Here is a 25,489-nt window from a genome sequence, read left to right as displayed (position 1 = left end):
AATAAATTGCCTAAACTATTTTATTAATTGGGTTCAGGTTAGAAGGTATCTCAAAGTCAGTTTCGAAAACCATTACTGCATTTCCTTTTAGAATTACGCGATTCCCTTTTAATTCCGTTTGCATTTCGCCCGTTCTGGCAGAAGCTTGAAAAGCCTTGAAGCTAGTTTTTCCAGTTTTATCAGCCCAGTAAGGTGTTAGAATCGTGTGCATAAAGCCAGTGACCGGATCTTCCTTAATTCCCAAATTGGGTGCAAAATAGCGGCTCACAAAATCGTAGTGCACCTCTTTAGATAAGGCAGAAACGATTACCCCATTTTGGGCTTGTTTAGCAATAACGACATCATCAGGATTGGCTGACAGCACTGCTTGTTCCGACTCAAAAATCAGAATTAACTCCGCTGGATACTTGAGTACTTCTTGAATTGGAAAACCAAAAGCACTTTCGAGTTCAGTTGTATCAAAGCCTTCGGTAGTGGTGGCATAATTCGCAGGAAAATCCATGGTAATTAAACCGTTTGAATCTAAAGAAGTAAATAACGAACCGCTTAAGGTTTTAAACTCAATGGTTTTGTCTGTTGGCCAGTGGCCGCCTTGCCAAAGCGCAAAAGCCGAAGCCAACGTGGCATGGCCGCAAAGCGGGACTTCGGTAGCTGGTGTAAACCATCGTAAATCGCAGTAATCTTCATTTATCTTTACAAAAGCTGTTTCAGATAAATTCATCTCTACCGCTATCTTCTGCATCATTTCATCTGAAATTGCTTCACTCAAAATGGCCACAGCCGCTGGATTACCTTTAAAAACCTCTTTGGTAAAAGAATCTACTTGATAAATTTTCATACAACTTTCTGCTTTCTTTGTTTATATACCACATTCAAAACTACGCCTACCATCACCAAAGTCATTCCCAAATAGGTCAGAAGGTTGAAAGTTTCTTCGAACAAAACATAGCCAAAACCTAAGGCATAAATAATTCCGATAAAGTTAAGGTTGGCTACCTTAGAAAGTTCTTCCGACTGATAAGATTTAGTCATAAAATACTGTGCTAATTGAGTAAGCACACCAATGGCCAAAAGTACCACCCACTCAATTCCTACTGGCCAAACCCAGTGGAATGCGGAGTAAATTCCAACAATGGGAAGCGTAACCAGCGGAAAGTAAAATATAATCACCAAAGGGTGTTCCGAAGTTTTCAGCTTCCGAATCATATTATAGGCAATTCCTGAAAAGAAGGCCGCCCCTACACCGAGTAAAGTCATTTCTGGCGAAACTCGCGCATCAAAACCTTTAATCATTAGAATTCCCGCAAAGGAAAGCCCAAAGAAAAGCCATTGTACCCAAGCCACTTTTTCTTTTACAATCCACATCCCTAGAATCGCAGTGAAAATAGGCCCCAGAAACATTAAAGTAACCGCACTTGCTAAGGGAATTTCCTGAAGCGTAGTGAAAAACATCATTAGTGCAATTGCTCCAGCCAAGCCTCTAAACAGGAGTATTTTCTTGTTGTTTCCAAAAAGAGGAACCTTTTGTGATTTTAATGCGATACCCGACATTAAAAACGAAACAATTGAGCGAAACAAAATGATTTCAATTGCAGGTATATTGGGCACGTATTTAATAAGCACATTCATTACTGCAAAAATGAATGTTGACAAGAGCATGTATTTTACCCCTTTTGAAACCATGCTCGAAGTTGCGATATTCCCATTCGAAAAAATAATTATTCAAACATAAAGCATGGCATTAAAAATTGGTTCAAAAGCACCCGAAATAAAATTAAAAAGTACCTCAGGAAAAGTATTTGATTTAGCCGCAGACCTTAAAGGCAAGCCCTGTATTATTTATTTTTACCCAAAAGATTTTACCCCAGGCTGTACAGAAGAAGCATGCACCTTTCGCGATGCCTTTTCAGACTTTATTGGCTTAAATGTAACTGTTATTGGTGTGAGTAAAGATAGTATCACCAGTCATCAGAAATTTAAAGAAGAACATAAACTCCCTTTCGATTTACTTTCTGACCCAAAAGGGGAAGTTTGCAAATCATACGATGCACTTATCCCATTGATTACAGTTCCGAAGCGGATTACCTACCTTTTAGATGCTGAACATAAGGTTGCTGCAGTGTATCAAGATATGTTCGGAGCAAAAAAGCATATTGAAATTATGCTTGAAAAGATGAAATCTGCCAATACATAGCTTTTTTTTGCGTTTGAATTATATCTTTATGGTTCTAAGCCTAAATCAAATTTTTAAAGAATGACTAAATCACGCTTTTTGTTATTGCTTTTTGTTATTGTTTCAAAGAGCATCATGGGTCAACAATACACCACTACAGGCGATTTTGATAGAATTTCGAAAGTCACTTTTGGCTTTGGCTTAAACACCTATTTTGGAGAGTTAAGTGCTTTAGCCACCGACACTAAAGTAAAAATGGGATTAAGTACTTCATTAGCTTACGAACACCTTTTCACTGATAACATTGCGCTTCGCGGAAGCTTATCGGTATATTCCATTAAAGGAGCAGACTCTCTTTCTGTTGAAACAGCGAGAGTTCAAAGAAACCTGTCTTTTAAAGCCACCAACATAGAATTCACAGCTCAGGCTTTATATTATGCTTTTCGCCACCCCCATACAGGCTATAAAGACAGGGCTTTTGTGAATCCTTATTTTCATTTGGGTTTAGGGGTAACCACAAACAAGCCTAAAGCTACTTTAGCCGGAACCGACTACGAATTACGTCCGATGAGGCTTGAAGGTGTTGAATATGGCACTTTGGCGCTGGTAGTACCAGTAGGTGTTGGAGTAAACATTTTTATCAATAGAAATATGGACCTGCAATTAGAAATGCAGTATACCGCAGCTTTAACAAAATACTTAGACGATGTAAGTGCAAACTACAGAGACCCATCTTCTTTTGCTGACCCAATTGCTTCTCAACTATCTGACAGAAGAGTAGAATTAGGTTTTGACCCAGCCGCAGCAGGCGATGCACGCGGGGAAGGTACTAATGATGCCTATTTGAGATTTGGATTCAGACTTGGCTATTACCTGCCTGGTTCATTATATGGCAAATCATCTATCCGCTGTAAAGTGGTAAAGAAAACTAGGTAATCCTCAGTTTACGATTACCCCATCTCTAATCTCGATCTTTCGATCAGTCATAGAGGCCAAGGATTGATTGTGCGTTACAATCACAAAGGTTTGGTTAAGCTCATCTCTAAGGTCGAAAAATAAGCGATGTAACTCTTCAGCTGTTTTCGAATCTAAATTACCGCTGGGCTCATCGGCAAAAACAAGGCTAGGATCATTAATCAAGGACCTGGCTACTGCTACACGTTGTTGTTCACCACCAGAAAGTTCAGAAGGTTTATGATCTTTTCGGGACAAAAGACCAAGTTTAGTTAAAAGCTTTTCACCCTTTTTAAAAACTTCCTTCTCATTAGAATTAGAAAATAATGCTGGCAAACAAACATTTTCCAATGCAGTAAATTCAGGCAACAGGTTGTGAAACTGAAAAATGAAACCTATTTCTTTATTCCTGAAACTGGCCAATTGTTTAGGATTCATATCACCAACAGATTTCCCGTTGATCATTACTTTACCAGTATCTGCTAAATCTAAAGTTCCTAAAATATGGAGTAAAGTGCTTTTACCAGCCCCTGATTCTCCTACAATCGACAGCAACTCTCCTTTTTGAACGGTCAATTGAATGCCCTTGAGCACTTCTAAATCACCATATGACTTCCTTACACTTTCTGCCTTTAAAATCTCCATAGCTACTTATGAAACCAAACATAGTAAAATCATACGAATGATCGTGTAAAACTGAAAAGAACGCCACCTATTTTCCTTGTTATATTAAGGTCAAAGGTGTAGTTTCGTGCAAAAATTTTGACACATGAATATCCACGAATATCAAGCAAAAGAACTACTAAAAAAACATGGAGTAAAAATTCAGGAAGGCATTGTTGCTTCAACAGCTGACGAGGCGTTGGAGGCGGCAAAAAAACTGAATGCTGAAACAGGAACATCTTGGTACGTAGTAAAAGCTCAAATCCATGCTGGTGGTCGTGGAAAAGGCACTGTAAACGAAACCGGATCACGAGGCGTAGTTTTAGCAAAAAGTTTAGATGAAGTACCTACCAAGGCAGGCGCCATTTTAGATGGAACCCTTGTAACTCATCAAACTGGGCCTGAAGGAAAGAAAGTCAACAAAGTACTTATTGCGGAAGACGTGTACTATCCTGGTGATTCAGAGCCTAAGGAGTACTACATGGGAATCTTATTAGATAGAGCAAAGGGCTGCAATGTAATCATGGCTTCTACCGAAGGTGGAATGGACATTGAAGAAGTTGCTGAAAACAGCCCAGAGAAAATCATTAAAGAATGGATTGATCCAAAAGTTGGCCTTCAAGGTTTCCAAGCTAGAAAAGTAGCTTTCAAACTAGGCTTAGAAGGCAACGCATTTAAGGAAATGGTTAAATTCATTTTCTCTCTATACAAAGCATATGAGAGCTCTGATTCTTCAATGTTCGAAATCAATCCGGTTTTAAAAACTTCTGACAACAAGATACTTGCGGTTGACGCAAAGGTAAACTTAGACGACAATGCTTTAATGCGTCATCCAGACCTAATGGCATTGAGAGATGTTACTGAAGAAGACCCAGCAGAAGTAGAAGCAGGAAAGTTTGGCTTAAGCTATGTTAAATTAGATGGTAACGTTGGCTGTATGGTAAACGGTGCTGGTTTGGCTATGGCTACTATGGACATTATTAAGTTATCAGGCGGAGAACCAGCAAACTTTTTAGATGTTGGAGGGTCGGCTAATGCAGAAACTGTAGAGGCAGGTTTCAGAATTATTCTTCAGGATCCTAACGTAAAAGCTATTCTAATCAACATTTTTGGTGGTATCGTTCGTTGCGACAGAGTGGCCAATGGAGTTGTAGAAGCGTATAAGAAAATTGGAAATATTAACATTCCGATCATCGTTCGTTTGCAAGGAACAAATGCTGAAGAAGGAGCTAAAATCATTGACGAAAGTGGTTTAGCCGTGCATTCTGCAATTCTTTTAAAAGACGCTGCTACGAAAGTTCAAGAAGTATTAGCTTAAAAAGCTAGGCATCCGTAGCTCAACTGGATAGAGTACCAGATTTCGGCTCTGGGGGTTGAGGGTTCGACTCCTTCCGGGTGCACTTAAAAATCCTTCGGTATTTTACCGAAGGATTTTCTATTTATAAGAATATTACCTAGTTTTGTACAGCCTCACCGAAGTACGTTTAGTGTAACCACCACTTATTTAGTTAAATGTTTTTCAGTATATAGATTTACACACTTGTGTATTCGGAATGAAAAAAACGATATTTCTTCTTCTATTTATTTTCGTTGTGGTTGATGCTGTCAACGCTCAAAGCTTCTATTCCAGAAGACGAGACAGAAGCATGATGTTTTCCTTTGGCTTAGGCACGTCCACCTATCATGGTGATTTACACGATGTTTTGTACGATGGATTTACAGCCAGACCGAATGCTGGAATTGGACTAAGGAAAAAATTTGGCTCACAACTCAGCTTAAGACTTGACCTAAACTGGTATCAGATAGGTGGCGCTGACTCACTTAATCAAAAAATTAAAGATCGAGATAACAGGTTTGGTGGAACAGATACTAGACGGCCTAGAAACCTCTCATTTAGATCAAACAACTTGGAGCTATCCGCCATGTTTGTTTTCAATCTAATTCCTGTTAACAATTCGTACACTAGAAGGCCACTTATAAACCCTTATATCTATGCTGGCCTTGGATTAAGTTCCAACAATCCTAAGGCACTCTACCAAGGTGACTGGGTGCCATTAAGGCCATTACAAACAGAATTGACTCCTTATTCAGGGAGAATTATGGTAGTTCCTGTTGGGTTAGGTGTAAGATTAAAAGCCAATGACGCCATAGATATTCTTTTAGAAGCTGGCTATAGACACACCTTTACCGATTATCTTGATGACATTAGTAAAGAACATGTTGACCCTACAGCTTTTGATGCTCTATTTGGAGAAAACACGGAAAAGGCAGCTTTAGCCAAAGCCTTATCGGATAGAGGCCCTGAAGGGGGGTTCTCTGAAAGAAAAGCTGGTTGGGATAGAGGAAACCCTCTAAAAAACGATGCTTATTATATTTTCCAAATCAGATTAGAAATGTATTTACCAGATAACTTCTTATCACAACTCTTCTCTCCTTCTAGAAAAAAACCTAAGTTCAGATAATATCTACACAACAAATAGCAGACATAATAAAAGCGGCCCAATTCAAATGAATTGAGCCGCTTTTATGTTTAGGATTAGCACTAATACCTTAAATCGAAAAAATGTATGATGGATTTGCTGTGAAGAGTTTTACCCCACATTAAAAGCCTCTATGACACCGAAGGGTAAATAGAAAGGTCTAGAGTTTAATATTGTTCGTTCGTTCCTATGCTCTTGAACGAATAATAGAAAACTAAAGGTAGAGTTTCAAAGTTAAAACCAATCCATTGAACTAAATAAGTGACCCTATTTAAGATGTTACTCTAGGTAGCTCCTGCTTCTTGATTTCAACTCAAAGAAACAATCAACGATCAAGCATTGTAAATTTAGATTCCTTACTTCTATACTCTTGAATAAGAGACTTTAATACCTTCACCATTTTCATATCTATATCATCACCACTGCTAGGTGACGAATAAATTAGACCTTCTAAATCAGAGTAATGAGATTTAACCTTAGAAAAATCAAGAGACCTTACTTTGGCGATCATTATTTTGGGGTGATGGGTACTCATTGTATTTTCTTTGTCATCTAAGAGCTCCTCATACAGCTTTTCACCAGGCCTTAATCCAGAAAAAACAATATCAATATCTTTCCCTTCTTTTAATCCTGAGAGTTGAATCATCCTTTTTGCTAAGTCAACAATTTTTATTGACTTACCCATGTCAAAAACGAAAATTTCACCGCCATTACCCATTACTCCAGCCTCCAATACGAGACTACAAGCTTCAGGTATGGTCATAAAATATCGCGTGATATCGGGATGAGTTACGGTAATCGGTCCGCCTTTTTGTATCTGTTTTTTAAAAATAGGAATAACCGAACCATTGGAGCCTAACACATTACCAAACCTTGTAGTGATAAATCGGGTAGGACTATCCGCCTCAATTTCAGAAAGAAGATTATTTAAGGATTGTACATATATTTCAGCCGCTCGCTTAGTAGCCCCCATTACACTTGTAGGGTTTACCGCCTTATCCGTTGAAATCATCACAAACTTTCGGACGTCATATTCCACTGATAAATCGGCCAAATTTCTAGTACCCAATAAATTACATTCAATTGCCTCAGGAACATTAATTTCCATCATAGGCACATGCTTATATGCAGCAGCATGAAATACGAACTCAGGCTTATACTGACTAAACAATCGCCTAACGCGCTCTCGATTGGTAACATCAGCCACATAGCAAACGAGCGATTCACCCAGTGACCTTAACTCTCTAATCTCATTTTCAATTTCAAAAAGCCCTGACTCAGACTGATCTAATAAAATAAGCTTAGCGGGGTTGTATCGAACAATTTGTCTCACCAATTCTGAACCAATAGAACCTGCCGCACCAGTAATCAAAATACTTCTTCCCGATAATTCCTGATTTACAAACTTATTCTTTAAACTAATCGGGTTTCTTCCTAGAAGGTCTTCAATCTTCACTTCATGAATTTGATCAATACCAAACTCTCCTCCTATCCATTGATCTGCTGAAGGAACAGTAGATACCTTAATCCCAAACTCTAAGCATTGATCTACAAGCTCATTTTTCCTATCTAGTGACATGCTTGTTGTAGCAATGATTAATTCACTAGGGTTATTTTTAATCACCACTTTTTCAAAATCGTTTCGTGCAGAGTAAATACGTACACCACTCAGTACATTACCAATTTTTCTTGGGTTATCCTCCAAAAAGCCAATGACTTTAACATTAGTTGAAGTATCATTATCTAACAATTGTTTGGTAATCATACCCGACTGGCCAGCACCGAAAATAACAATCTTCTTACTGACCTTAGGAATCGTTCTGTAAAACGAAAACAGCTCTTTTACTAGAAGTCGATAACTCGTGAGCGCCACAACGGAGACAAAAAAAGCAATTGCCGCAATGGAATATGGAATGGCATTTTCCGATATGGAGTTAATTCCCAGAGCAATTGCCAAGGTTAATAAGCTGGCATACAGCACTCTCAGTGTATCTTGTATACCTGTATATCGAATGATGCCTGCAAAGCTCCTAGTTACTAAGGAACTAATTAGACCTGCAAGAGTGAAAATAATTATGCCCTGTAAAAAATTATATGCATAAAGGTTTTCAACATTAAAGTTCAGACGAAGTAAATACCCCACTAAGGCAGACAGAGAATAAATGACTAAGTCAATTAAAACAATTATCCACCTCGGTAAAACATTTAATGTGCTAATGCTTCTTTTCATGATTTAGCAATAAAGCCTTTAATTGCTACTACTACTCTTTCTAATTCAGCTGTAGTTAGGTTCGAACCTGAAGGAAGACACAAGCCCGTAGTAAATAACTCATCACTGACTCCATTGCCGTAATAAACACAATCTTTATAAAGCGGTTGTAAATGCATTGGCTTCCAAAGTGGCCTAGTCTCTATATTACTCTTCCATAACTCCAGCCTTACGTCCTCACGGTCTACTCCAAGTAGCTCTGGCTCAATTTTGACTGAAGTTAACCAATAATTAGAGAAATCTTTAGCACTCATTTCAGATTGAAAACTAATACCTTCAAAACTTAAATATTCTCGATAAAAGGCATTTACCGCACGTCTCTTCGATACATGACTATCTAATACTTCTAACTGTCCTCGTCCTACACCTGCCAAAATATTCGACATTCTGTAATTATAGCCCAATTCGGTATGTTCATAATGTGGGGCTTCATCACGTGCCTGAGTAGCCAGAAAGCGAGATTTCTCAATCCATTGGGTATTATTACTTACCAAAGCTCCTCCGCCTGAGGTCGTAATAATTTTATTTCCGTTGAAAGATAAAATACCCATGTCACCAAAAGTTCCTGCCTTTCTTCCATCAATAGTTGAACCTAGTGCCTCAGCGGCATCCTCAATTAAAGGGATTTCATGGCGATTACATACCTCTACAATCTGCTCCATTTTAGCAGGCATTCCGTAGAGGTGAACCATAATCACGGCTTTAGGCTTTTTCCCCTTTTTAATTCTATCCAAAATTGCTTCTTCAAGCAGTACAGGGTCAAGGTTCCAAGTATCATGCTCGCTATCCACTAAAACAGGAGTAGCTCCTAAGTAGAGTATCGGGTTTGTAGTGCCACAAAAAGTAAAACTTTGAGCAATTACTTCATCTCCGGCTTTAACTCCTAAAAGTATTAGAGCTAGGTGAATGGCTGCCGTTCCGCTTGAGAGAGCTGCTACATGCCTTACACCTAAATATTCTCCCAATTCTTTCTCAAAGTGATCGACATTAGGCCCCAATGGAGCAATCCAATTGGTATCAAAGGCCTCCTTTACATATTTCAGCTCATTACCTCCCATATGAGGAGAAGAGAGCCAGATTCTTGATTCCATAAATTATTTAAACTTAATGGGTTTTGCAGGAACCCCCACAGCAACACAGTTTGCAGGAAGACTTTTCGCAACAACCGAACCTGCTCCTACGGTTGTGCTTTCACCGATTTCTAATTGGTTTATAATACTGGCACCAGTACCAACATATACCCCATCATTAATTACTACCTCACCAGATATACTCACATGAGGCATAAATGAACAATAATCATGGATTTGTGTATCATGGCCTACGGTACAGGCCAAATTTAAAATTACGTGTTTCCCTATTTCAATATTCACTGTAATTATATTTCCTGCACAAATAATAGACCCTTCATCTATAGATACAAACTGACGATTACCTATGATTACTGATGGGTGAATTAATACAGGAAACTTGATATTCTGATTAACTATTTTTTCTAAAATTAATCTCTTCGTTTCTGGAATTCCGATTGCCAAGACAACATTGAGCTCTTCATTGTAAGAATTCAACTCATTAAGTCCTCCTAAATATGGTGCGCCATTAATTTTCTCCTCAGCTTTTGCATCATCAAAAAAACCAATAAACTCCCATGTCATTTTACATTCATTAATCTGCTCAATTAACATCTGTACTTCACGACCAAAGCCTCCCTTTCCAAATATCGCGATCTTCTTTAATTTCATAGGATTAAATATTTCGTAAATCTAGACTGACTTATCATTTCCTAAAAACCTTTCCATGGTAACCGATTTCTCTGAACTAATACCCTCTGTTTTAAAAACCTTGGCTACAGTTAAAAATAGAATTTTAATATCAAGCCAGAAAGAGCAGTTATCGACATACCACACATCATATTCAAATTTCTTTTTCCACTCAAGTGTATTTCTTCCATTTACCTGAGCCCATCCTGTAATCCCTGGGCGTACATTATGCCTTCTGTTCTGTTCATCAGAATATAATGCCAAATAATCCACCAACAATGGTCTAGGACCAACCAAGGACATATCTCCTTTCAAAACATTGATCATCTGAGGCAATTCATCAATAGATAGTTTCCTTACCCAATAGCCGATCTTGGTTAATCTTTTATCATCAGGTAATAATTCACCATTGCTATCTCTTTTATCATTCATCGTTTTAAACTTGATGATCTTAAAAATTTTGCTATTCAAACCAGGTCTCTTTTGCACAAAAAACATCTTCCCAGAATTAGCAAAGAATAAGAGAAGTGAGGAGACCAAAAGTATTGGGCTTGCAAATAACAATATTAACAGAGCTCCAATAAAGTCTATGAAACGTTTAAAAAATCTAGTGTACATGAAATCTTAATTGAGTACGATACTCAGAAAGTAATGCTTCCCATACAAGATCTCTATCATATCGATCTTCGATTGATTTCCTTGACCTTTCCTTTAGGGTTTCAAATAGTTCCTCATCCTTTATCATACGGCACATCGCTTCTTTTAAAGCCTCTTTACTTTTTGATGGTATTATTAGGCCGTTCTGTTCATGAACAATAATCTCGTTACACCCATTTATATTACTAACAATGGATGGAAGCCCCATAGCACCTGCTTGAAGTGGTACATTTGGAAATCCCTCTCTATAACTCGGAAAAACCAAGAAGTCGGAAGCCAACAGGTATGGCCTTACATCAGGCTGAAAACCAACCACATGGATATTTGAAAGCTTACGAATTCTTTCATATGTTTCAACCTTCAACGGATCAAGTTCATTTTCAAAACTCCCTACTAGAATTAAATGAAAATCACTCCCTTTCTCCACAATTTCAGCAGTCGCTTCAATCAGTTCATTAATTCCCTTATCTCCAACCAAACGACCAACAAAAACACCTACTTTACTACTGGACGAAATATCTAATTCACATCTCAATGCTAAAGATTCAGACAGCAACGAGTCATTTCTAGAGAAGTAGTTTAAGTCAATACCATTGCTACTACCATTCGCTAGTACCTTGAGTTTGGTTGTATTTGAGAAGAATTCCCTTGAAATGTAATCGGACATACTGAAAGAGTTAGGGTATACTTTCGTAGCAAAGCTATAGGTAAGCCTCTCTACCATCACAAGTATTTGTTTCTTTATTCCAGTTGCCTCCATCAAAGGAAGTCCCGCAACAGTATGAAGTCTAACCGGAACTTTGGCCATCCAAGCGGCAATCATAGCCACTAGACCTGCTTTTGGGGTATGGCTATGAACAATATCGTATCTCTCTTTTTTAATCAGTCTATAAAGTAATATTATGCAGTGTAGGTCTTGAAGCGGTGTAATCGTGCGAGTTAAAGGAATTTGGTGAAATTTAACATTCTCATTTTCTTGAACATACCTACCATCATCACCATCAGCTGAAGCTATTTGTACATCAAAACCTCTCTGATTAAAAAAAGAAAACTGTCCTTTCAAAAGATACCTCAGAGAAGCCGGAATTGTAGTAATTCTTAAAATTTTCGGCTCTATGCTCACCAATTCTCTATAATATAAACTATCTAATTATCTTCCCTGGATTACCAATCAATACACTATTAGGTGGAACGTTTTTCGTGACAACAGCTCCTGCACCAATCGTTGCCCAACTCCCAATTTTTATTCCTGGCAAAATCACTGCCCCAGCACCAATTTGTGTCCCTTCTCCAACAGAGACACCTCCACAAACAACTGCTCCAGGAGATACATGGCAATAGTCTCCAATTTTACAGTCATGCTCTACAACACTACCTGTATTAATTATACAGTGTTCACCAATCGAAACTTCAGGGTTAATTACTGCTTTTGCCATAATCATACTTCCCGTGCCTATTTTTACATAACTCGCAATAGTTGCTTCAGGATGTATAGCTAATCCAAATGAAACCTTATGCTTTGAAGCTATTAACTGACGTCTTTTATTATCTCCAACTGCAACAATGATCAAATGATGGCGTTTAATAATAAAGTCACTTTCCTCAATCACAGGATAATTAAAAAGATGTTTTATTAACGGGTTTAACTCCAACAAGCACTGTACTTTTTCTCCTGATTTCTCAAGAATATCTAAAACTACTTTGGCATGGCCAGAAGCTCCAATAAGAATATATGATGTTTTATCGCTCATAACCTCTAAACTGCAACTCGTGATTTGGATCTATTAATTTCACTATCCTTTGCACGTTTCCGTCTAGCTATAATTTGTTTATAGAAATCCACTTTCATTCGCTCCATTCTAATAACAGGAAACATCATTAACGCCACCCAAAAAATAGTAAAACGCAGCCCCATATGAGTCACACCATAGGAGAACAAGGGTAATGAATATATTAAATAATACCACGGTAGTTTCTTAAGAATAGAAAACACAAACATTACAAATAAAATAGTACCTGGAATACCGTAAGAGAAAATAATTGTACCGAATGAAGAATGTATTTCATGATTATCAATATAAGTATCAAAACGGTTATACCCCCCTTCTCCTGCCCCAAAAACCAAATATTCAGGGTGGTTGGTAATTCGATCATAGCCCCGGTATTGCCATTCTGTAATCTCCTCTGGTCGATCGGCTTCATTCAATTCTCGTACTTCTAGGTTTCTCTGGAAGGTTTTACCAAACTCAGTTTTTGTCAATCCATAAAAGCCTAAACCACCTACAATCAGTAAAGCAAAAACATTACGCATGGACAATATACCATTCGCTAATAAATAGACACCAAATAAGATTATCATAGCTCCCATTGCTGCTTTTGAAATACTAACCAAAGCAAGGTAGCTGAAAAGAAAAAAGCTTGAATACACCCATAACTTTGGGATTTTCAACATTGTCTCTAACACCAATACGATAGCCAATCCACAGAGTGAATAATAACCTAATTGATTTGGGTTGGTAAAAAACAAAGCTCCTCTCACCTCTCCACCTCCAGTCCCTAATACTTGTGAAAGAACAATTTGAAGTATGGCCGCCATAATACAGCTGTACATGGTAGTATAAAGGAATGCTTTACCATACTGTTTGTACAATGAGAGGGCAAAGCCCATCACAAATAAATTATAAAAATAAAAGGCTGAAATAATATACCAAGGTAAGCCCTTATTTGACTCCCCCAACAGAGCTATAAAAACCCCAAAATTAACAACGGTTAAATAAATACAAAACCTTAAGAATCTGGTAAAAGGCTCTTTTAGAGCTCCCCTCAATTGAAACTTCCTCCCAAGAATATAAAAACCTATTAAAACAACAATAAAGATATCAGAGGGTTGAGCACTCCCTGCTGGAAAAAAATAAAAGGGAAAAGCCATTAAATAAATAGCCCACGCCTTCAGCCAGCCTGTTGCACCTAATGTCTGTTTGAAAATGGCTAACATTATTCTGTTAAAACGGAAGTAATCCTTTGGGCTGCGTTCCCTATGGCAATGTGTTCGTAAAAATAGGAAATTTCAGCTTGTGCTCCGAAAAGAACGGACAAATCGAAATCTCCTTCAACTGGGATTTTTAAAACATCAGCGCTTTCATGATAATCGAAAACGTATCCATAGTTAGGGATTTCCAATTGCGCAATTTTTCTTTTGGCACCCAAAAGCTCTAAACCTACAGTAGATGCCATAATTACACCCACATCCACAGCTAAAATGGCTTCTACAGTTGATTTTGGCAATTCAATGGTAGGTAAATATTTATTGGCAATGGTTAAATACTCTTGAACATCTTCACGTGGGTGACATTTAATACCCAACTGGATATTCATGCCTTTTAATTGCGGGGCAGCACGTTGCACAAATCGCTCAAACAACTCAAGTTTAGCCTCATGGCTACAAAATCCTTGGTCGTCAATTGGGTTAGTAAACACTCCCAAAACTTTTTTATTGGCATCTTTTACTGGGTAAGACCGAACATCTTCCAAAAATTTATTAAACCTCGGAGAACCCGTAACCACCACTTCTGTTCCAGGAGATACAATTGTACGAAAGTGTTTTGCTGAACGCTCTCCCCAGGCCATCACTTTTTCAGCCCCATTCGCTCCATATTTGGTCTCAGTTTCGTTAGGCAGCGGAAAGCGAATACCTTCTTGCAGTAAATAAAATGGGATTGAATTTGCTTTGAGCCAGGTACATATCTTATCTCCCGGAAAAGCAGCATCATTCATTAATAAGACTTTATCAAAACCCAACAATGACTTTTTAATAAAAGGTTTAAGTTTTAAAAGCCAGAAGGCCAACCTTACCAAGGCCCTTAGCTTAGAATCACTTTTCCCTAAAGTTTGCTTGCCCGAACTAGGCTTTAGGTTTTGAGGTAAACTACCAAATTTAATGTAGTCCAATCCCTCGCTTTTAAAAACATCTTCTGGACTTGCCATTCTCCTGAGTTCGCACAGCGAAATATAAGTCACCTGATGTCCCTTTGCTTTGATCAACTTGGCTACATCAATCGTCAGCTCCAAATGGTGATTCGGGTTAGTAATAAGAATGGCCAACCTCATTTTTCTAAAAAGTCAAAATATGATGCTACTCCATTCTTCTCATGATATGCTTCAACTGCAAGCGGGGCTGTATTTCTAAATTTTGATTTCAACCCATCATTATTTAACAAGCCAAGGATTCTTTCGGCCATAGCAAAATCATCTGCTACTTCCACCAAGTATCCATTTTCACCATCAGTAATCAGCTCATTGGGCCCGGTTGGGCAATCTGTAGACACACAGGGGGCACCGCAGGCTAGCGCTTGTACTAGCGTTCCAGGCATTCCTTCATGACGAGAGCTAAGCACATAAACATCAGCAGTAGCCATATATTTAAAAGGGTTCTTATCGAAACCTGCAAAACACACCTTATCGTCTAATTGCATTTCTGAAACCATAGCCCGATAATGGCTTTCCAACGACCCCTTGCCCAAAATAAATAGGCCAACATTGTTATTTACTCGAGTCACCTTTTGAAATGCTTTCAGAAGTGTGTCGTAATCCTTCTGCCACTCAAAACGACCTACTGCTAATATGATTTGGTCAAATTGATTAAAAAATGGATGATCTACTTTTTCTCTAGCACCATCTAACAATGTCGTATTCACAATTGGATTATGTACTACTCGAATACGTGATGACGGTACACCAAGAATATCTTTGCACTCTTTCGCCACTCCCTTTGATACCGCAGTTACCCAAGTGACTTTTTTGTAAAGAAATGCTTTGATAAAAATCATCAACCTTCTTTTAGCCTTACTCTTTTTAGGGGGAAAAAGAATATTCCTTTCCGAAACCACAGTGATGCCTTTGTATCTACTGAGCCAAGTGGCCAACATCATCGGCATAGAAGCGCCTCCACAGGTAGAGTAAACTACATCATAATCACTTTCTGAAATCAACTTTTTCAGTGGCTTCCACATGGGCCAAAGTGAACTAGATTTAAGGTCGAAGAGCTGGACATCCTTAGGGATTTGGTCGATAAACTCTCCTTCTGCCCGCATTAGGGCTAAATCGCATTGAAACTTTTCTCTATCAAAGGCTTGAAGCAGGTTTACCGTTACTCTATCGGCTCCGCCATAGCCCAAAGTAGGCCTTACAAAAAGTATCTTTAACCGTTTTGACATGCGTAATTATTGAACTTGAGAGAAATCGCTAGCGCCATACTTATAGGTAACTTTCTCCCAATAATCGGAAAGTTCTGGAGTTAATCGAGCAAAGAAATCCATATCGGTTTGTGCTGCGGCTTGATGATCGGTGCTGGCATCACCAAAAAAGAGGCAGTCTTTTGGTTGAAGACCCTTTCTCTCCATCACTTCTAATGCAATCTCAGCTTTCTTTCTTGGGCTTCCATATACTTCATCAAAGAACGGACTTAGTTTGCGATCGATCACAATACCTCTTAACTCTTCTTGAGGCGTACCAGAAGCCACCACACAATAGATATTTTGTTGCCTAATAAAGGTGATCAATTCTCTAAATCCGGGAACAAAGGGTGCTGACAATACTTTAGCTTTTACTAATTCAGAGAAACGTTTACCCAGCTCCTCTCCCATTTCTTGGGTATGCTCTTGATTTAAAAGGTTTTCAGAAATCCATTTGAATTTTTCATACCTGGCCACGCCCTGATGGGCCAAATGATGTGCTTTAACTTGTTCTTCAAACCCTGTGCCTACATAAAGCTCAACAAAAGCATCGGTTTTAATATCCCCTGACTCTAACACCACTCCGTCAAAATCGAAGAACATGCATTTGTATTTTGCTAAATCGGTATATGAAATTGGTTTTTGAATCATTTTTGGTTTTGTTTCTTATTCTTATTGACCTCCAGTTCACCGTCATTCTGAGGGAATTCACTTGTGGATACACAACGTGAATGACCGTAAGCTCCGAAGCTTCGGAGTATAGATGCTTAGCACTAACTACTCCGAACTAACAGACGCTCGCGGTTTCGCTTTTCAAGCTTCAACCTCAGCGTGACGGTTACTTTAGCGTCATTCAAAGAAAGTTCTTCCTAAATTTTCATAAATTCAATTATGGCTTACGGTGGCTCAATTTACATTTTGACCAATAAAAATAAAACAACCCTGTATACGGGTGTCACCTCCGATCTAGGTGCTAGAATTAGACAACATCGAGATAAGACCTTTCCAAAGAGCTTTACTGCTCGATATAATTTGACCGTTCTTATTTACATGGAGCACTTTTCTTCTATTGAAGAAGCTATTCAAAGGGAAAAAGTAATTAAAGCTAAGACCAGAGTTAATAAGGAAAAGCTTATTAGCTCGGTTAACCCTAATTGGGATGATTTGGCCAACGAAGTGTTGAATTGGTAATTACTGCTCATTCTCTCCGTCATTCTGAGGGAATTCACTTGTGGATACACAATGTGAATGACCGCGAGAATCCATCAATATTAAGCTCTTGACCTTCAAACTAACAGACGCTCGCGGTTTCGTTTTTCAAACTTCAACCTCAGCGTGACGGTTACTTTCAACGTCATTCTGATAAACCTGAATCAATCTCTTCAATGACCTGAATAAGCCCTTGCCCCATGTCTACATATTCGTTTGACACTAGCTTATGACCAATCTTAGGCGTATAAGCGTAGGGCGTAATATTGTAATGTCCGTTAGTAGCGCCTTCATCGCCTAAAAACCTCACTTTCACTTCTTTACCCAGTATCTCACCAAACATTTTATAGAGATCAGCAATTTCCAATTTATCATTACCTGTCAGTACCAAGTTTTTATTGGCATACTGGGCATCTAGAATAGAAGCACTGAGTCTAGCGGCATCATAGGCGTGAATGTAATCGCGCTTATCACTTGATTTTCCACTATGCTCCATTTCAGTTTGATCCATGAAATTTTTAAGCAGACGATAAACTCCATTGGCCATGTCGGTACGTGGCCCATACAAACTCCCATAGCGGAGGATTGTATATTCTAATCCAAATTGATTGTAATACTCTTCAACATAGTTTTCGCAGGCCTGTTTGCTGCATCTGTAAAAGCTACCTTCGCGACTGTACACATAAACAGTAGAACCGAAAACAAAGCGCTTTACATTATTCACCCTACAAGCCTCAAGCATATTGACGGTGCCTTGAATATTGATGGCTACGGTTTCAATAGGTCGTGCTTTGGCAGCATTCAAATCGGCTAGAGCGGCTAAGTGATACACATACTCAAATCCAGAAAGTTGCTCGATGAGTTTTTCGGCATCGCAAACATCTCCTTTGATGAAACTTTGGTCTTCACGTAAATAAGGTGACTCTACTTGGTCTAAAATAGTAACCTCATGCCCGATATCCGAAAGCGCATCGGCTATATGGCTACCTAAAAATCCAGCACCTCCTGTTACTAAAACTTTGCTCATTTCTTTTTGAAGTAATTAATCACGTTTTGCGCTGCCTCCATTTCCATATTAATTCTTACTTCGCTGGCATAAGAACCGATATGAGGAGTAAGCGTACAATTTTTCATTTTACTTAATGGGCCAGAATAAGGCTCTTCTTCGAAAGTATCAAGATAAGCAGAAGCGGCAGGATTTACGCTCAAAAAATCCAGTAATGCAGCCTCATCTACCAAACCGCCACGTGATGCATTGACCAAGCACAAGTTGGTTTTTGCCTTGCCTAAAAATTCAGCATTAACCATATGTTTGGCCTCTGGCGAATATGGAGTATGAATCGTGATAATATCCGATGAGCTGATCAATTCATCCATACTTACAAAAGACACATTATGCTTTTCAGCAAACTCGGTATTCTGGTATAAATCGAAAGCCAATACTTTTACTTTGAAAGGGCTAAGTAACTCTACAAGCCTACAGCCTACCCTGCCCAAACCAATGATACCGACCGTTTTTCCTTGTAACAGCGTACCCATTGGCTTTTCCCAAATACCATTGGTGATATTTGTGTGAGCGTTGGCTATACTTCTAATGCACGAAAGAATACCTCCTAAGGTAAGTTCTGCTACCCCATCCACATGGGCACTTGGGGTATTTTCAACTGTAATATTTAGCTTTTTAGCCGCTTCAAAATCTACATTGTCCATGCCAGCTCCTAAGCGACAAAGGTACTTTAGGTTTTCAGCCGAGCCGAGCACCTCAGCATTCAAGGCTTCTGTACCCGCAACTAAACCATCATAATCCTTTAAAATTGCTTGAGATTCCTCCACCGATAGTTTTCTTCCATAGGGATTTACAGTAACCTCAAATCCTTCTGCTTCCAATAATGCCAAAGGAGCAGGGTCAACTTTTCCGTATGAAGAGGTGGTAGTGAGTATTTTATAGGCCATTTTCAGAAGATTTTTTTAGTGCTTCTTTGATTTTATCGAGTCCTTCTAACCACCATTCGCTGATGCCCACATCGAAGTAAGTGTGAATATCGCGTCCGGTAACCCAAGTACGGATAATTGGTGCTGAGTTCTTGCCCATCCACCACCAAGGGTTCGGCCCGTCATGACTCTGAACTGTGTATTTTCTAAAAGCCCATACGCCTTGATCGTAATAATAGGCTTTTTGATAGGATTGCCTTTCGGTAGACACATTGCGCTCTACTCCGCCATAAGGTCTTAACAATCCATTTTCAGTAATTTCCATGGCGCGCAAAGGGTGATCGTCCTGCGCTTCCCAAACGGTCATGCAAGAATCTAATTCCTTCTCGTCATCTAATTTCTGAAGACATTTATCAATGATATCTCCATCCACATAAACCGTATTGCCCAACAACAAAACCACGTTTTCAAGGTTTTCATAGCGCTCGTCTACCCATTCCACTGCATGTTTAATTACATCTCCGTGGTTGATGGTGTCTCCGCCCAATTCATCAGGACGAGGAATAACGGTAGCCCCATATTTCTCAGCGGCTGCGGCTATTCCTTCTCCATCGGTAGAGACAAATACTTTGTCGATTTTTAAGGCATCGAGTGAGGCCTTAATCGGATAATAGATCAATGGCTTGCCCTTGACCTCTAGAATATTCTTATTGATAATGGATTTACTGCCTGCTCGGGCAGTGATAATGGCTACGTTCATTGTTTTTCTAATTGCTCATTTATAAAAGCTAAGATACGTTCTGCTCTCTTCTCCCAAGTGTAATTCATATGTAAACTTTGAGATGCTTTACCCCCTAGTGCTTGGCGTAAAGTATTGTTTTCAGAAAGGGATACAATCTCCTTAACCCAGTCAGATATAGATGTTGGGGCAATAAGAATGCAGTTTTCTCCGTCAGTCAGCACTTCCCTTAGCACCGGCAAATCAGAAGCAATAATAGCTTTACCCGCCTCCATATATTCAAAAACCTTCAATGGTGACATATACTTAGCTGTATTCTTCCCACTCTTTAATGTTACATTTTCTTGATAGGGCGCCAAGAGAACATCACAGCGTTTTCGCGCCAAAGCAGCTTCTTTCGGGGAGACAAAACCATGAAAGAATAAATTTTCTAGTGAGCCTGTATCTACTAAACCTATTTTAACTAGGTCTTCTTTTCTTCCACCAATAATATGAAAATCCAATTGGCCTAACATCTTCGCTAGCTCAACAATCAGTTCTATACCTCTCCCTTGAGAGATTGTGCCAACGTACCCTATTTGAAGTCGCTCATTTTTTGAGTTTGGCCAAGGATAGGAAGCTATATCACTGTCGGTGAAACTCTGAATGGTAGCACCATCATGTGCTACAAAAACCCGATCCTCACTAATCAATTCGGTTTGACTCAGAATAATATTCTTTAATGCTTCAGATATCACCACAATCCCAATCAAATTTGGTGATTTCAAAAGCTTTATGAAAATCTCTCGTTGCTTTTTGGTCAGCGCATTTATTGGGTCATGCGTTTCTAAGCAAACTTTATAACCATTTTTTGCTAATACATAGCAACCATAGAGCGACCTCCCAAAAATCACATCAGTTTTTAACTTTTTGACGCCACGCAGCATATTCCAAGCATGCCACCAAAGTGTGAGTTTTGGGATTCTTAGTGAAGTAAGCTTAATATGGAAGCCATTTACTCCATACCACTGCATTATCTTTTCAGCGCTCGCTTTTTCACCGCTTAATCCAAAAAGTACCGTTTCATGACCTAATGCTTTAAATGCATTACACATGTGCATTACATGAACACTATTGGCTCTTTTGGAGGGCAGTGCAGAATCAGATAGGTAAACGATTTTCAATGAAAATGGGTCGTTATTTAGGTAGCATTTAAATGCTTAAGCACTTCTGTATTTTTTCAACCCTAGGACTGTCTTGGCTCGTCTTTTCCATTCAAAGACAGAAGCATAAAAATTCCAAGGCTCTGTCAACTTATAACCACCACGCAACTGAAGAATATCATCTTCAAAGATAATTTCGAAACCACGCCTCTCTGAAATTACCTTTTGTTGCTGTTCATTGATTACATTAAGCGGATGAAATCCTGCATTAAAATACCAATCGGAAAATTTAAGATAAGCGCGTTTAATTATAGTGCCGCTATACCTATAAACAGAAGGCCATGGCAAAAAAGCTAAAAAAGGAAACCTCATAATAGCACGATGCATATTTTGTTCAATCCCCTTTTTAAGGTTAACTCCTTCTGAGTCCTCAAACTTCCAGCCTTTATTCTTTAGCTTGTTCATAGCATAAATACCCATGTCGGCTATACCAAGCATATAATTTTCATTCGATGCTTTGGGGGTAAACATGTCAAAATCCTTATCATAGTCTAGAAGATTTGCATACGGTTTTTGATGATTCTTTTTAAAAAAAGTACAAGCGATTTGATAGGTACTGTCATGATAATTGAAGAAATCATGGATAGAACTCAGTTCTTGGTTATCAAACTTTCGTATTACCTGTGTATCATCTTGAAATATAAAGAGTAAGTCATAATCCTTGCTAGCGGCCAAATTGTAAGCGCTGCGCATGTTAGAATAAAGCCCCTTATGCTTAGCATTGTTCCCGCTAAGTTCAATTTTCGCTACATATCTGTTGTACTCATGGAGTACACCCAGCGTTAGGCAATCATCACTATTGTCGTCATAAATCAATAGATCATAGGTGATTTCAAAATTAGCTAAGATGGAGTCAATGAGGTTTTTTAAGAATGCTCCCCTGTTGTAGCTCATTATTGTTAACAGTACCTTGGGTGCACCCGTATAATTATTGTTCATTTTCTCCAAAATCATAAACAGGCATAAAATTAGATAATTTCGAGTTAGCAGAACTAACATAAAACTTGGTATCAACCAACTCTGTGAGGCTTATCAAAAACTCTTCCACTGTAAAGTTGACTTCAGATTTATCATTTGTGGTATGAACTTTCTTATCCTTGTATCGCCTATAGGGTATCTTAAAATCAAGATAAGGTATAAAATCTGCTGAATCATAAAAACAATCTGTCTTATTAAGATCGACACCACAAAAAATAATTTCCTTTGCTCCTCCCTGCAAGCCAAACTGACAGAGCCTTTCTATTGAAGAAACATTATTAAGAACTCTATCGAAGTAATCTTGTGGTGTGAAAAAGCGATTATTGAATTTAGTGTGGTAATACTTTGATAAGAGTTTCTGATAGTTAAACCTACGACCATAGTTCCCCATCTTTAAAAGGCTATAAGAATAAAGTCTAGCTGGATCAAAAAGATCAGTAAGTCTTTCATCTAAACCGTCATCCTCCTTGCGAAAGCAATAAAATTTATCTATTTGATCAAAATCACTACGCAATGAAAGGTTGTGAAAATACATTTCTCTATCCTCATGGTTTCGCGAAATCTCAATGAAATAAAAGTTTGGCCTAAATGGATGAACCATGAAAAAATTAACCGCAACAGAACTATACTGATTAATATGATTGAATTGACTTTCCGTTAATTCATTTATCGTCAAACCACTTCCTAAAATAAATAGCTTATCAAATGGTTGTTTAAAAGAATACTTACCAAAGTACCGCCTCCTTCTTAAACTAAGATTATCAGCCCTATTCATTAAATATTTAAACTCATTTTTAATGCTAACCTTTAAATTACCCATGATAATGTAACTTCTATTAAACTTTAAAAGAGCGTATTAGTGTTAATTAGCTGCCAAATAAAAAAACTATTATCATATTTACCTTTCATAAAAGCATCAACTTCGACATCTACATTAGGCTTATCAAACCACTCAGGTTTTTTTCGTAGCAGTCCTTCTATAGATGCCATGACAAAATCCTTAAGGTCTCCTTTGAGCCATTCAACTTGGGGCGTCTGTACCGCACGCTTTGGAGCTAATGCTATTGAATTTTCAAACAATTTTAACCCTATCTGCCTCAACCCCCATTTTGCATGCCCATCACGAACCTTTAGATGAACCGGCAATGAAAATGCATACTCCACCATTTCGAAGTTTAAAAAAGGTTCTCTCAGTTCTGTTGAGTTAGCCATGGAGATTCGATCATTAAATTTCAGTGCTCTTGGTAATTTGGTGAAAAACAGGTCACGATATTGTAAATTCAGTAGGTCTGAATCAAATGGTTTAGGGTAATCTGGTACAGAGGAATTTACTTTGAATTCTTGTGAAAGCAGCGCACTTTTTAGTGGGTCTGATTTACTTCCTTGAATCACATGTCCTAGACTATTGTGAAAGTAGTCATAGCCGGCCCATTGTTCGTCCATACCTTGCCCATCTAGAAGCACTTTAGTTCCACGCTCTCTGGCTTGTTTAAACACTAAATAATAAGCCAATGTAGGTATACCACCATACGGTTCATCTTGATAATAGCTTACTTTATCTACAAGTTGAGGCACGTCTTTTGCCAAAAGCATAACCTCATAAAGTGGTTTGTTCGTGTTTTGGTTCATTTCTCTAACCCACTTCAGCTCATCGAAACGATCATCATTACAAAAAAATGTAAAAGCCCTAATATCGTTAGACGCTTTAAAAAGTCTATGAATGCTTCCTAACAAAACAGAGGAGTCTAGACCACCACTAAGATTAAAGCCAACCGGTACGTCTGCTCTGAATCTTCGATTAATGGAACGCTCTAGTAATTCACCATAAAAATCAATATGCTCTTGATCTGATCTATTGATAAACTGATTACTATTCATCAATTCCATTGTTCTTTCATGAAAAGAATACCATTCTTTTTCAACACACTTACCTTTTGAATACAATAAATAGTGCCCTGCTTTAATCGTCTTTATACCTTTCCAGAAAGTATCATTTTCTGTACCATACAATCCTTTAGTGTAGTATGATGCCCAAGTAGAAAGTTCAGGAAGCCTACAATTGATTACTTCATGAATAGCCTTTATTTCACTGGCTAGTATCAAACCATCATCAGACAAATGATAATAGAGTGGCTTAACACCAAAACGATCTCTTACCATTAAAAGCTCTTCTTTCTCATTATCCCAAAAAGCAATCGAAAACATACCATCAAGCATTGACAGTGCATCAACCCCATACTCTATGAGCATATATAACAATACCTCCGTGTCAGAATTTGATTTAAATCGATAACGTTTTGAAATCTGAGCCCTAAGCTCTTTATAATTATATATTTCACCATTAAACGCCAGAACATATCTCCCATTTTCAAAAACCATGGGTTGATTACCTGCGGTTGTAATATCTATAATGGAAAGTCTATTATGCCCTAAAAATATTTCGCCACTGTTCCAAACGCCTGTATAATCTGGTCCACGATGGGACTGAATACAGAGCATCCTTTTAAGGTCTCTTAAATTGTATTTACCTTCTGATATAAATCCTGCTATTCCACACATTACAACATACTTTCTGCCTTTATCCAATCGTCCATAGTGTCAATATTAACATAATATTGAGGGTCTGACTCCTGGTAAGCAATAATATTTCCATATAAAGATTTATTCTGCAGTAGTACTTCTGTTTTTGTGATGTAAACAGATCCATCTCGAATAAAAGCCTTTGGCAAACTTTGTCTTCTTGAAATTATCTCACTTTCACCTGTCGCTATTTGTAAGTAACCATTTACGTTTGGTTCAAAAACCCAATGAGGATTGTATTCTTTGGGAACTTCCAATACGGATATTAAAGAATCGCTCTCTGATGAAATGAACTTATTAATACATTCATCTATAAAACCTTCAGGACGGAACGGAGTAGTTGGCTGGATTAAACAAACGGCATCAAACTGCAATCCATTTTTTTCCAATTCCCCCAAGCAATATAATACTGTATCAACTGTAGGGCTTTTATCAGTGGAAAGATGTCCCGGCCTAAGAAAAGGAACCTGTCCTCCCCACTTTCTTGCCTCCTCGGCTATCTCATCTGTATCGGTAGACACAATAGTGCTAGAAATTAAATTAGACTTTGCAGCACTCTCTAAAGAATATGCTATGAGAGGCTTACCTCCCAGGTATTTAATGTTCTTTTTAGGAACTCCCTTAGAGCCCCCACGCGCAGGAATCAGTCCGAGTATCCTCAT

Annotated in this window: 26 protein-coding genes and 1 tRNA gene; 6 read left to right on the top strand and 21 right to left on the bottom strand. The window is 38.4% G+C overall.

Features of this window, described 5'->3' with window-relative positions; all coding sequences use genetic code 11:
* Positions 1 to 10: 10 nt before the first annotated feature.
* Positions 11 to 838: a PhzF family phenazine biosynthesis protein gene (locus OB69_RS08340; protein WP_053223244.1), complete on the bottom strand. Its 828-nt coding sequence runs from the start codon at positions 836 to 838 to the stop codon at positions 11 to 13.
* On the bottom strand, positions 835 to 1,683 hold the full coding sequence (locus OB69_RS08335; protein WP_053223243.1) for a DMT family transporter: 849 nt from the start codon (positions 1,681 to 1,683) through the stop codon (positions 835 to 837). The genes OB69_RS08340 and OB69_RS08335 overlap by 4 nt, the downstream gene beginning before the upstream one ends.
* Before the next feature lie 52 nt (positions 1,684 to 1,735).
* Here OB69_RS08335 and OB69_RS08330 point away from each other — a divergent pair, with 52 nt between their 5' ends.
* Both OB69_RS08330 and OB69_RS08325 read left to right on the top strand, forming a co-directional pair.
* Positions 1,736 to 2,194 carry a peroxiredoxin gene (locus OB69_RS08330; protein WP_053223242.1) on the top strand — a complete coding sequence of 153 codons (459 nt, stop codon included), beginning with the start codon at positions 1,736 to 1,738 and terminating at the stop codon, positions 2,192 to 2,194.
* A gap of 60 nt (positions 2,195 to 2,254) precedes the next feature.
* The gene (locus OB69_RS08325; protein WP_053223241.1) at positions 2,255 to 3,109 is read left to right on the top strand and encodes an outer membrane beta-barrel protein; all 855 of its coding nucleotides are present in this window, start codon (positions 2,255 to 2,257) and stop codon (positions 3,107 to 3,109) included.
* A 3-nt stretch (positions 3,110 to 3,112) separates the two neighbouring features.
* On the opposite strand, the gene OB69_RS08320 is transcribed toward OB69_RS08325, so the two are convergent.
* A complete protein-coding gene (locus OB69_RS08320; RefSeq protein WP_221404863.1) occupies positions 3,113 to 3,772 on the bottom strand; it encodes an ABC transporter ATP-binding protein in 660 nt (219 codons plus the stop codon).
* Between the two features lie 124 nt (positions 3,773 to 3,896).
* Between OB69_RS08320 and sucC the strand changes: the two genes are divergently transcribed.
* From sucC to OB69_RS08305, 3 genes are all read left to right on the top strand, one after another.
* Positions 3,897 to 5,108 (top strand): ADP-forming succinate--CoA ligase subunit beta, encoded by a 1,212-nt coding sequence (gene sucC / locus OB69_RS08315; RefSeq protein ID WP_053223240.1) that lies wholly within the window; start codon positions 3,897 to 3,899, stop codon positions 5,106 to 5,108.
* An 8-nt stretch (positions 5,109 to 5,116) separates the two neighbouring features.
* Positions 5,117 to 5,190, top strand: a tRNA-Arg gene (locus OB69_RS08310).
* A 153-nt stretch (positions 5,191 to 5,343) separates the two neighbouring features.
* Positions 5,344 to 6,252 (top strand): DUF6089 family protein, encoded by a 909-nt coding sequence (locus tag OB69_RS08305; RefSeq protein ID WP_053223239.1) that lies wholly within the window; start codon positions 5,344 to 5,346, stop codon positions 6,250 to 6,252.
* Between the two features lie 343 nt (positions 6,253 to 6,595).
* Here OB69_RS08305 and OB69_RS08300 read toward each other — a convergent pair whose 3' ends face one another.
* From OB69_RS08300 to OB69_RS08255, 10 genes are all read right to left on the bottom strand, one after another.
* Positions 6,596 to 8,500, bottom strand: coding sequence for a polysaccharide biosynthesis protein (locus tag OB69_RS08300; protein ID WP_053223238.1), 1,905 nt, complete (start codon positions 8,498 to 8,500; stop codon positions 6,596 to 6,598).
* Positions 8,497 to 9,630, bottom strand: a complete 1,134-nt coding sequence (locus tag OB69_RS08295; protein ID WP_053223237.1) for a DegT/DnrJ/EryC1/StrS family aminotransferase — start codon at positions 9,628 to 9,630, stop codon at positions 8,497 to 8,499. Before OB69_RS08295 ends, OB69_RS08300 begins: the two co-directional genes overlap by 4 nt.
* 3 nt (positions 9,631 to 9,633) lie before the next feature.
* A complete protein-coding gene (locus OB69_RS08290) occupies positions 9,634 to 10,281 on the bottom strand; it encodes an acetyltransferase (protein WP_053223236.1) in 648 nt (215 codons plus the stop codon).
* 21 nt (positions 10,282 to 10,302) lie between these two features.
* The gene (locus OB69_RS08285) at positions 10,303 to 10,917 is read right to left on the bottom strand and encodes a sugar transferase (protein WP_053223235.1); all 615 of its coding nucleotides are present in this window, start codon (positions 10,915 to 10,917) and stop codon (positions 10,303 to 10,305) included.
* The gene (locus OB69_RS08280) at positions 10,907 to 12,079 is read right to left on the bottom strand and encodes a glycosyltransferase family 4 protein (RefSeq protein ID WP_082338121.1); all 1,173 of its coding nucleotides are present in this window, start codon (positions 12,077 to 12,079) and stop codon (positions 10,907 to 10,909) included. The genes OB69_RS08285 and OB69_RS08280 overlap by 11 nt, the downstream gene beginning before the upstream one ends.
* 19 nt (positions 12,080 to 12,098) lie before the next feature.
* Entirely contained in the window at positions 12,099 to 12,707 is a 609-nt protein-coding gene (locus tag OB69_RS08275) for an acetyltransferase (RefSeq protein WP_053223234.1), read from the bottom strand.
* Positions 12,708 to 12,712: 5 nt separating this feature from the next.
* On the bottom strand, positions 12,713 to 13,624 hold the full coding sequence (locus tag OB69_RS08270) for an O-antigen ligase family protein (protein ID WP_157608515.1): 912 nt from the start codon (positions 13,622 to 13,624) through the stop codon (positions 12,713 to 12,715).
* A 326-nt stretch (positions 13,625 to 13,950) separates the two neighbouring features.
* Complete coding sequence (locus OB69_RS08265; RefSeq protein WP_053223232.1) at positions 13,951 to 15,063, bottom strand: glycosyltransferase family protein; 1,113 nt, start codon at positions 15,061 to 15,063, stop codon at positions 13,951 to 13,953.
* Entirely contained in the window at positions 15,060 to 16,169 is a 1,110-nt protein-coding gene (locus OB69_RS08260) for a glycosyltransferase (protein ID WP_053223231.1), read from the bottom strand. Before OB69_RS08260 ends, OB69_RS08265 begins: the two co-directional genes overlap by 4 nt.
* A gap of 6 nt (positions 16,170 to 16,175) precedes the next feature.
* Positions 16,176 to 16,838, bottom strand: a complete 663-nt coding sequence (locus tag OB69_RS08255) for an HAD family hydrolase (RefSeq protein WP_071426743.1) — start codon at positions 16,836 to 16,838, stop codon at positions 16,176 to 16,178.
* Positions 16,839 to 17,078: 240 nt separating this feature from the next.
* Between OB69_RS08255 and OB69_RS08250 the strand changes: the two genes are divergently transcribed.
* Positions 17,079 to 17,378, top strand: coding sequence for a GIY-YIG nuclease family protein (locus OB69_RS08250; RefSeq protein ID WP_053223229.1), 300 nt, complete (start codon positions 17,079 to 17,081; stop codon positions 17,376 to 17,378).
* Between the two features lie 163 nt (positions 17,379 to 17,541).
* Here OB69_RS08250 and OB69_RS08245 read toward each other — a convergent pair whose 3' ends face one another.
* From OB69_RS08245 to OB69_RS08210, 8 genes are read right to left on the bottom strand one after another with little or no spacing between them, the layout of a single operon-like run.
* On the bottom strand, positions 17,542 to 18,423 hold the full coding sequence (locus OB69_RS08245; RefSeq protein WP_053223228.1) for an NAD-dependent epimerase/dehydratase family protein: 882 nt from the start codon (positions 18,421 to 18,423) through the stop codon (positions 17,542 to 17,544).
* Positions 18,420 to 19,349, bottom strand: a complete 930-nt coding sequence (locus OB69_RS08240; RefSeq protein WP_053223227.1) for a phosphoglycerate dehydrogenase — start codon at positions 19,347 to 19,349, stop codon at positions 18,420 to 18,422. The genes OB69_RS08245 and OB69_RS08240 overlap by 4 nt, the downstream gene beginning before the upstream one ends.
* Positions 19,339 to 20,088: an acylneuraminate cytidylyltransferase family protein gene (locus OB69_RS08235; RefSeq protein WP_053223226.1), complete on the bottom strand. Its 750-nt coding sequence runs from the start codon at positions 20,086 to 20,088 to the stop codon at positions 19,339 to 19,341. The genes OB69_RS08240 and OB69_RS08235 overlap by 11 nt, the downstream gene beginning before the upstream one ends.
* Entirely contained in the window at positions 20,085 to 21,230 is a 1,146-nt protein-coding gene (locus tag OB69_RS08230; RefSeq protein WP_053223225.1) for a glycosyltransferase family 4 protein, read from the bottom strand. The genes OB69_RS08235 and OB69_RS08230 overlap by 4 nt, the downstream gene beginning before the upstream one ends.
* 36 nt (positions 21,231 to 21,266) lie before the next feature.
* Positions 21,267 to 22,163: a glycosyltransferase family protein gene (locus tag OB69_RS08225; RefSeq protein WP_157608514.1), complete on the bottom strand. Its 897-nt coding sequence runs from the start codon at positions 22,161 to 22,163 to the stop codon at positions 21,267 to 21,269.
* Positions 22,164 to 22,197: 34 nt separating this feature from the next.
* Positions 22,198 to 23,067: a hypothetical protein gene (locus OB69_RS08220; protein WP_053223223.1), complete on the bottom strand. Its 870-nt coding sequence runs from the start codon at positions 23,065 to 23,067 to the stop codon at positions 22,198 to 22,200.
* A gap of 23 nt (positions 23,068 to 23,090) precedes the next feature.
* Positions 23,091 to 24,806, bottom strand: a complete 1,716-nt coding sequence (gene asnB, locus OB69_RS08215; protein ID WP_053223222.1) for an asparagine synthase (glutamine-hydrolyzing) — start codon at positions 24,804 to 24,806, stop codon at positions 23,091 to 23,093.
* Entirely contained in the window at positions 24,806 to 25,489 is a 684-nt protein-coding gene (locus OB69_RS08210; RefSeq protein ID WP_053223221.1) for an acylneuraminate cytidylyltransferase family protein, read from the bottom strand. The genes asnB and OB69_RS08210 overlap by 1 nt, the downstream gene beginning before the upstream one ends.

Origin of the sequence: Roseivirga seohaensis subsp. aquiponti (assembly GCF_001267955.1) — a bacterium.
In the GTDB taxonomy this organism is placed as follows: domain Bacteria; phylum Bacteroidota; class Bacteroidia; order Cytophagales; family Cyclobacteriaceae; genus Roseivirga; species Roseivirga seohaensis.
Note: the sequence above shows the minus strand (reverse complement) of the source record. Positions and strands in the feature narration are given on the sequence as shown.

What these genes read in the sequence shown, in the direction of transcription:
- OB69_RS08210 (WP_053223221.1), bottom strand. Translation starts at nt 25,489, where the DNA reads ATGAGGATACTCGGACTGATTCCTGCGCGTGGGGGCTCTAAGGGAGTT.
- OB69_RS08275 (WP_053223234.1), bottom strand. Translation starts at nt 12,707, where the DNA reads ATGAGCGATAAAACATCATATATTCTTATTGGAGCTTCTGGCCATGCC.
- OB69_RS08340 (WP_053223244.1), bottom strand. Translation starts at nt 838, where the DNA reads ATGAAAATTTATCAAGTAGATTCTTTTACCAAAGAGGTTTTTAAAGGT.
- OB69_RS08270 (WP_157608515.1), bottom strand. Translation starts at nt 13,624, where the DNA reads ATGGGCTTTGCCCTCTCATTGTACAAACAGTATGGTAAAGCATTCCTT.
- OB69_RS08300 (WP_053223238.1), bottom strand. Translation starts at nt 8,500, where the DNA reads ATGAAAAGAAGCATTAGCACATTAAATGTTTTACCGAGGTGGATAATT.
- OB69_RS08305 (WP_053223239.1), top strand. Translation starts at nt 5,344, where the DNA reads ATGAAAAAAACGATATTTCTTCTTCTATTTATTTTCGTTGTGGTTGAT.
- OB69_RS08235 (WP_053223226.1), bottom strand. Translation starts at nt 20,088, where the DNA reads ATGAACGTAGCCATTATCACTGCCCGAGCAGGCAGTAAATCCATTATC.
- asnB (WP_053223222.1), bottom strand. Translation starts at nt 24,806, where the DNA reads ATGTGTGGAATAGCAGGATTTATATCAGAAGGTAAATACAATTTAAGA.
- OB69_RS08285 (WP_053223235.1), bottom strand. Translation starts at nt 10,917, where the DNA reads ATGTACACTAGATTTTTTAAACGTTTCATAGACTTTATTGGAGCTCTG.
- OB69_RS08250 (WP_053223229.1), top strand. Translation starts at nt 17,079, where the DNA reads ATGGCTTACGGTGGCTCAATTTACATTTTGACCAATAAAAATAAAACA.
- OB69_RS08325 (WP_053223241.1), top strand. Translation starts at nt 2,255, where the DNA reads ATGACTAAATCACGCTTTTTGTTATTGCTTTTTGTTATTGTTTCAAAG.
- OB69_RS08290 (WP_053223236.1), bottom strand. Translation starts at nt 10,281, where the DNA reads ATGAAATTAAAGAAGATCGCGATATTTGGAAAGGGAGGCTTTGGTCGT.
- OB69_RS08320 (WP_221404863.1), bottom strand. Translation starts at nt 3,772, where the DNA reads ATGGAGATTTTAAAGGCAGAAAGTGTAAGGAAGTCATATGGTGATTTA.
- OB69_RS08240 (WP_053223227.1), bottom strand. Translation starts at nt 19,349, where the DNA reads ATGGCCTATAAAATACTCACTACCACCTCTTCATACGGAAAAGTTGAC.
- OB69_RS08265 (WP_053223232.1), bottom strand. Translation starts at nt 15,063, where the DNA reads ATGAGGTTGGCCATTCTTATTACTAACCCGAATCACCATTTGGAGCTG.
- OB69_RS08330 (WP_053223242.1), top strand. Translation starts at nt 1,736, where the DNA reads ATGGCATTAAAAATTGGTTCAAAAGCACCCGAAATAAAATTAAAAAGT.
- OB69_RS08220 (WP_053223223.1), bottom strand. Translation starts at nt 23,067, where the DNA reads ATGGGTAATTTAAAGGTTAGCATTAAAAATGAGTTTAAATATTTAATG.
- OB69_RS08255 (WP_071426743.1), bottom strand. Translation starts at nt 16,838, where the DNA reads ATGATTCAAAAACCAATTTCATATACCGATTTAGCAAAATACAAATGC.
- OB69_RS08260 (WP_053223231.1), bottom strand. Translation starts at nt 16,169, where the DNA reads ATGTCAAAACGGTTAAAGATACTTTTTGTAAGGCCTACTTTGGGCTAT.
- sucC (WP_053223240.1), top strand. Translation starts at nt 3,897, where the DNA reads ATGAATATCCACGAATATCAAGCAAAAGAACTACTAAAAAAACATGGA.
- OB69_RS08225 (WP_157608514.1), bottom strand. Translation starts at nt 22,163, where the DNA reads ATGAGCTACAACAGGGGAGCATTCTTAAAAAACCTCATTGACTCCATC.
- OB69_RS08295 (WP_053223237.1), bottom strand. Translation starts at nt 9,630, where the DNA reads ATGGAATCAAGAATCTGGCTCTCTTCTCCTCATATGGGAGGTAATGAG.
- OB69_RS08245 (WP_053223228.1), bottom strand. Translation starts at nt 18,423, where the DNA reads ATGAGCAAAGTTTTAGTAACAGGAGGTGCTGGATTTTTAGGTAGCCAT.
- OB69_RS08335 (WP_053223243.1), bottom strand. Translation starts at nt 1,683, where the DNA reads ATGGTTTCAAAAGGGGTAAAATACATGCTCTTGTCAACATTCATTTTT.